Below are 6,778 nucleotides of genomic sequence, written 5' to 3' on the forward strand. Positions count from 1 at the left end.
GGGTTTTGCGTCAGGCGGGGTAACGTGCAAACTTGGAGCTTTGTGCTTCTATTTAAGTTTAGTGCTGGTTGACGGTTTTGTGTTCCGAAACCCGCCCGAACACAAAGCCCGAAACCGTTACAAACAACCCTAACAGACCGACAATGCTACCATCAACCAACAGACAAAAAAGCCAGCCGCATCCCGAAAGCTTTCGGGAGCACATTTGGTTTTGCCCGCCATCCCGATAGCTATCGGTACCGACCCTTCGCAATACCAAAAGAGACATTTGTGCTAATTCAATTAATTCAGCATATTTGCCTTTGTTAGGACAAGTCACTAAAGGGTATTAACCTGCTTGGCGAGAAAATCAAGAAAGTTACGGGACGAAAAAGGACTTTTATAGCGGAAGGTTGCTGCTGAATGGGATGTTGACACTGCCTACATCAGCAAAATGGAAAGCCAACAATAAGCCTGTTAGTAAAATATACTTGTCTAACTCAGCCCTTTTGTATGATATGGATGAGAAGGAATTGCTTATGCTTTGGCTGGCAAATAGAGTCTATGGTGTTGTTTAAGATGAAAAAGTGGCGTTAAAAGCTACGGAAGTGGCTGAATTAGAAGTTATAACCAAAAAGAGACATAAAAAATAAATGCATGTAAACTCAGACATAAATGTTTTAGGCAGTTTGCCTGATTGGAACTTAATTCAAGTTTTCCTTTCAGAAGATATGATTTCCATCAAAGAAAAAGGTGGGATACATACCTATACCGCTATTAAAACGGATAAGTCTGTTATGCGATTTGAAAAAGCCATTAAGGCTACTTTTTTAAGTTTTAAAAATTCCAATTCAGAATCTATTTTTCTTTCTGTAATAAAGGCAAATGCAATTTCAAACGAAGTGCTTTTTCTTTTATTCTGGAATGCATCTGTGAATAATGAATTATTAAACTATTTAAATTCTAAAGTCTTTTTTCCTGCCTTTTACAGTGGTAGGGTATCAATAAAAAACGATGAAGTAGTTGCTTGTATAAAAGATTTAAAAGAAACACAAGATGATCTAAAGAAGTGGTCTGAAATAACAATTACTACTACAGCTTCAAAGTATCTTACATTATTAAAGAAGTTTGGATTGATGGAAGGCTCAGTCAATAAAAGCATCATTCATCCAAATTTATCGGATACGATGTTTGTGTTATTTGTTTACTGGCTAACAGCCATTTCAGAAAAACCAAATCTATTGAATAGTGAATGGTTGAAATATAGCTTCAACGAAAAACAAACGTTTATCGAAAGGCTATTACAAAAAAAGTTTTCAAAATATTTTAATGTGGTTTATACAGGTGATAAACTAAGTATAGAACCAATAATAACTTACGATTCAATTTATGAGTACAGCAATAAATCCTGAACATATCATTACGCAAGTAAAGAGATTGGTCGAATCAGACAAGCGGTCTGAAATAAGACTGAATGCCAATGGAGGTAACTCCATTTTATTGGTGTGCCCTCCAAATTTGGAATACCAATTCATTGTAAAATTAAATGAGCTGATGGGTGCAGAATATTCAATCATTGACCTAAATGAATTGCTTATCTCGTTTGTAGAAACTAATAAATCTGATTTAGCTGATATGTTTGATTTGCTGAAGGGTTCTGTACATCAAATTTTCAAATCACCGGAAGGCGAAACAGGACCTGACTTATTCTCAATCATACTTTCTAAAATTGAAAAATCATATAATGAAGATAAAATTCCAGTAATGATTCATTCAGGTGCTTTATATGGTAGTGGCATCGATAATATTCACTTAATGGAAAGTGAGTTGGTAATGAAATCAAAAAAACCTTTAATCATTCTGTATCCAGCCACACAGGATGGAGACCAATTAATGTTTCTAAACTCTCGGCCAGCATCTAAGTACAGATGTATGATTGTTAACTAAAGAATTAAATAAAAATGAAAATAAAAGACATTCTAACCATAGATCTATCCGAAGACATTAAAAATGTCATTGACTTAGAAGATATTTCCGAAAAGGAAATCCAAACTGAAATTGAAAGCTATATTGTTACAGATGGTTTAGCAAAGGAATATGCCGATTTTGTTGGCATATACACTTCCAATATTCTTGAAACAGGTGTTTGGATTTCGGGTTTCTATGGCTCTGGTAAATCATACTTTGGTAAGTTACTTGGCTATATGTTGAGTAATCGTATCATAGCTGGCACACCTGCAAGAGATAGAATAACACAGCGTTTTATTGGTATAAATGATGAAGCCTTAGTGAAAAATGCTTTATCAAGATTGGATGCCATACACTCAAGAGTAGTATTTCTTGACATTGCAAAACAAGACACCTCAAAGGGCTTATCATTCACCCTTTTCAGAAACTTTTTAAGGTCTCTTGGTTTACCTGAAAATGAACACGGCATTTTCTTATTCCAATTGATGCTAAGTGAAAACAAGACTGCTGTACAAGACTTCATTTTTGATGCTACAGGCTTAGATTGGAATGAATTAAAAACAAGCTCATTCAGGTACGCAAAAGCCATCAAAGAGTTATTCATAAAAAAGGGTAACTCTGATGCTGATTACGATAACCTTATTACCACTATCCGTAGGGATATAGACCAGTTCAGTGCTGCTCGGTTAAGAGAAGAAATAAGCAACTATTTGAAGGTTGAAAAGAACGAGAAAGTAATTTTCCTTTTTGATGAAGCCAGTGAAGCTATTAATCAGAAAAAATTTAACTTATTAGACCTGGAAGGTGTAAGCGAATCCCTTTCTTCATTAGGTGGTAAGGTTTGGACTATTGCCATAGCACAAGAAAAATTGGATGATGTAATTAATAACTCCAATGTAAGTAAAGCACAGCTCACAAAAGTAACTGACCGTTTTAAAACTAAGATACATCTTGAAGCAACCGAAGTTGGTGTAATCATTCGTAACAGGCTTTTAAAGAAAACCGAAACAGGTATTCAAAAATTGACTGAGCATTACAAAAAAAATTCAGGGAAAATTGCCGACCACGCCTCTATTCACGGTGCAGGTATCAGCAAAACAGATAGTGCAGATAACTACGCCACTTATTACCCTTTTTACAAGTATCAGTTCGACCTGCTTCAAAACTTTCTCTTTGGTACAAAGGGTTATGCTTCTACCAAAGTAGCAGCAAGGGGAATGATTATAACTACTTACGATATTTTAAAGCAGGAAGTACAGCATACCGATTTGTTTCACACAGTTACAGGTTGGCATATTGCTAAAGAAGGTCAGCCACAGCCTCCAGTTCGTTTGGTGAGCCGTTACGATAATGCAGAACGTATTTTGTCCGAAGCTGGTTCATCAATTTCTGGAAGAAAACTTTTAGAAACCATCAATTTCTTAACCGAAGCGGAAGTTACTCCTTCTACTTTGCCCAACATCATTAAATCCTTTATCAGCGACCCAGACGATCAGTTCAAAGTACAGGATGATATAACAAAGGCACTTGAAGTATTGACAGAGGCAAAAGTGTTGTTAGATACCAACAAAACTTACCGCATCACCTCTGATATTGAGCAAAGGTTATTGGATGAAATGAACGGTTTCACCGTTCAAGGCTTCGTTAAAAAGAAGCAATTAGTAACTGCATACAAAGCAGCCCAGTTTACAAAAACAATTGCCAAAGTAACAGATACAGGCTTACAATATGATTTCTTTATCACTACCGATAATGATGATGAACTAACTACACCCAATCTGAAATACTTAAAATTAAAAGTAAAAAGCGTTTACAATATTTCAGACAGCCGAACCACGGATATTGATGCCTTAAAAGTACAGCATCAAAACGATAAAGACCTGTTGTGGTTAGTGCCAGACAATAGTTATTTTAAAGAATTAGACCGCTTAATAGATGAAGTAGAACGCACTACTTATTTAGAGCAGAAATACAATAATCCAAATTCCGAAGAAGGTAAAATATTGATTAGCTTCTCAACTGCCAAAGGCGAAAAGCAAAATCGTATTAAGGATTTGGTGGAAGATTCTTTGCTAAATGCTACAGCCATTTATTTATACAATACCCTACAATTAAATAAAGACAATTGGCAAACAACCCTGCAAACTCAGCAAAAGCAAATTACACAGAATGTTTACAGCAAGAGATTATCTTCGCAATTGAGTGATAGCGTAGCAGCAGCAGTAATTAAAGAAGCCAATAATGGCCGTCTGCACCAGTATTTTACAGGCCGCGACTTTACATTTTTTGATACACAGGGCAATTTCATTGGCGAAAACCTAAAGGTTGCCGAAGAAATTTTGCACAAGGTTCGTAATACTTTTAAAGACGGTGCTACGCTGGAAAAAGACCTTGAACAGCCTCCGGCTGGCTTTACTTTTGGTACAGTTATATCTTCAGTAGCGGCACTAATGCGAGCAGGAAAAATAATTGCTAAATATAATGGCGCTGAAAAATTTTCTTGGAGAGATGAAGGCGTATCAAACATTTTTAATGCGGCTCGTGAATTTAGAAAAGCCTCATTCAAAGCAGTATCAAAATCACTTTCTGCTATGCAGAAACAAGAGTTAGCTCAGTTTCTGTTAGATGTAGAAGTGGAAAAATACATTGGTCGCAAAGTAGATTACAATACCAATGATTTTGAATTGGTGGCTGCCGTTCGTGATACAGCCAAACATTTTGCCGATAAAGTGACCACCCTTAGAAACAGCGAAAAGGAATTTGATAAGTTATTTCCAAAAGCCTATGAAAACGCAGCGTATTTAGGTGGTTTTACGGGTGCAGTAAGTGAAGCAAACTATATTGATAAAGCGGTAGAGTTTTTAGTTTCAAAAGATGCTTTTCACAAGGCGCTGCAAGAAATAGAAAAAGTAGAGAAGTTTATCCGCAACAACTTACCCAAAGTAAAAGACTGGAAAACATTTGTCTATGCCGTACAGGACGAGTTGACCAAAGCTGCAACAAGCAATTCAACCATAGAGCAACTCAAGACGGAATTTGAAGATCATTTGAATGGTGATGTTATCAAAAACTTTGCTTCTCTTCAACAGGCAGCCCAAAGAACCAAAGATGGATATCATCAGCTTTTTAGTGCCTCAATGAAAGATTGTGCTGCTAAATACACCGAGATTGATGCTTTGGCAACTGAACTAATAAAGGAAATTGAAACATTGCCTGTTGGCCTTAATACAGTTGCATCATCTAAAGCCACTGCACTTAATCAATACGCAAAGCAAAGAACCCTTTCTGCTATTACGATTGATTTTGATGTAAAAGACAAACAAAGCCGTTTCACCTATTCCGAAGTGCTTTCATTCATTGATTTGTATCCAAGCAAAAAGGCAGAAATTGAAATTGCTAAAGCCAGTTTAATCAAAACGAAAGCACCCGAACCACAACCCGGAACGCCTCCAACACCCACAGTAAAAAAGTATGCGGTTAAAATGCCAGCTTCAAAAATGAAAGTGGCTGAATACAAAACTTGGTTGCAGGGTGAATTGCAAAAATTGGCAAGTGCATCGGATAATGATGAAATAGAAATTAACTAATATGAAACTTAGCGAACACGTAGAACATATACGCCAACTCATTGACCAAGCCTTTCGCAATCGCTTGGGCAGAATGGGTATAAATGAAGGGCAATTGACAGCCATTGAAAATATGCCTGCTGAACGCAAACGTATGGAAACCATCCGTGAGGTGTTTATTGCAGAAACAGGCACTGTGGCAGATGCTTACGAGAAGTTGGTGGAGGAACTCACCTTTACGTTGTTCAATCGTTTGGCGGCTCTCAAAGTAATGGAAGCTCATACCTTGCACCCCGAAATTGTAACCCGAAGAGAAAGCCACGGTGGTCGTTCCTTTGCTCATTTGGCTTGGTTGGAGCAAAACCCCAATGCAAGAAATGAAGAAGCCGAAGGCTTGCTCCTTTTCCTGGAAGACCAATTGCAAAAATTAGCTTCCGATATTCCTTTATTCAGTCCTCAACATCCGTATCATTTGCTGCCAACAGCATTAGAATTGCAAGGCATCATCAATGCCTTTAATCAGGTAGAAACCGATACACAAGTAGAAACCGAAATTTGGAAAAGTGATGATGTATTGGGTTGGTTATACGAAAGCTATAACAATTACAAAAAAGCAGCCCATAAACTAAGTGGCGAAAAAACAGAATACAACAAAGTAAGCATCCAAAGCCAAGTTTATACCCCACGATGGGTAGTGCAGTTTTTGGTAGATAACAGTTTGGGAAAGCTCTATCTGGAAATGTATCCCGATAGTGAAATACGCCACAAGTACAAAATTGCCAATGCTCCAAATCAGCAAACAAGGGAACGAAAGCCACTACACGAAATACGAATGATTGACCCCTCCACTGGATCGGGCAATTATCTGTTGTATGGCTTTGATATGTATTACGATTTGTACATAGACCAAATAGAAAACTACGGAGCAGATTATAACGAAGTAGACATCCCAAAACTAATTATTGAAAACAACCTGTATGGAGTTGACTTAGACGACCGTGCCATTCAGTTGGCTCAGTTGGGTTTGTACATCAAGGCAAAAAGAAAGAAGCGTACCGTTAAGGTGGAGCATTTTAATATTGTGAGTTCCGACTTTTTCTTACCGGCTTATGATGAAGTAAAGCATCTTTTTGAAAACGGTGCTCCATTAGGGTGATTGCATCAAGTGTTAAGTTGGTTTAACAGGGTTTTAAGGTAAGCATCGTCGCGAGCGGCTTTCTTTCGCTTACGAGCCAAACTCATTTCAGTCGGCTCTCGCTTTAAGA

The 6,778-nt window shown here is 37.4% G+C and carries 5 protein-coding genes; 4 read left to right on the forward strand and 1 reads right to left on the reverse strand.

Features of this window, described 5'->3' with window-relative positions:
• Positions 1-58 precede the first annotated feature (58 nt).
• Entirely contained in the window at positions 59-268 is a 210-nt protein-coding gene (locus tag Q0081_RS05015) for a hypothetical protein (protein ID WP_298349986.1), read from the reverse strand.
• 364 nt (positions 269-632) lie between these two features.
• Between Q0081_RS05015 and Q0081_RS05020 the strand changes: the two genes are divergently transcribed.
• Genes Q0081_RS05020 through Q0081_RS05035 form a run of 4 tightly spaced genes read left to right on the forward strand, consistent with a single transcriptional unit; the run spans position 633 to position 6,669 of the window.
• Positions 633-1,391, forward strand: coding sequence for a BrxA family protein (locus Q0081_RS05020; protein WP_298349987.1), 759 nt, complete (start codon positions 633-635; stop codon positions 1,389-1,391).
• Entirely contained in the window at positions 1,369-1,926 is a 558-nt protein-coding gene (locus Q0081_RS05025) for a hypothetical protein (RefSeq protein ID WP_298349989.1), read from the forward strand. Before Q0081_RS05020 ends, Q0081_RS05025 begins: the two co-directional genes overlap by 23 nt.
• A 14-nt stretch (positions 1,927-1,940) precedes the next feature.
• Complete coding sequence (gene brxC / locus Q0081_RS05030) at positions 1,941-5,534, forward strand: BREX system P-loop protein BrxC (RefSeq protein ID WP_298349991.1); 3,594 nt, start codon at positions 1,941-1,943, stop codon at positions 5,532-5,534.
• A 1-nt stretch (position 5,535) separates the two neighbouring features.
• Positions 5,536-6,669 (forward strand): DNA methyltransferase, encoded by a 1,134-nt coding sequence (locus Q0081_RS05035; RefSeq protein ID WP_298349993.1) that lies wholly within the window; start codon positions 5,536-5,538, stop codon positions 6,667-6,669.
• Positions 6,670-6,778 lie beyond the last annotated feature (109 nt).

The sequence above is a fragment of the Runella sp. genome, from assembly GCF_027484545.1.
Lineage (GTDB): Bacteria > Bacteroidota > Bacteroidia > Cytophagales > Spirosomataceae > Runella.

Bases quoted from the DNA above. Each gene is read 5' to 3' on its own strand.
- Q0081_RS05025 (WP_298349989.1), top strand. From the start codon at position 1,369: ATGAGTACAGCAATAAATCCTGAACATATCATTACGCAAGTAAAGAGA.
- Q0081_RS05015 (WP_298349986.1), bottom strand. From the start codon at position 268: ATGTCTCTTTTGGTATTGCGAAGGGTCGGTACCGATAGCTATCGGGAT.
- brxC (WP_298349991.1), top strand. From the start codon at position 1,941: ATGAAAATAAAAGACATTCTAACCATAGATCTATCCGAAGACATTAAA.
- Q0081_RS05035 (WP_298349993.1), top strand. From the start codon at position 5,536: ATGAAACTTAGCGAACACGTAGAACATATACGCCAACTCATTGACCAA.
- Q0081_RS05020 (WP_298349987.1), top strand. From the start codon at position 633: ATGCATGTAAACTCAGACATAAATGTTTTAGGCAGTTTGCCTGATTGG.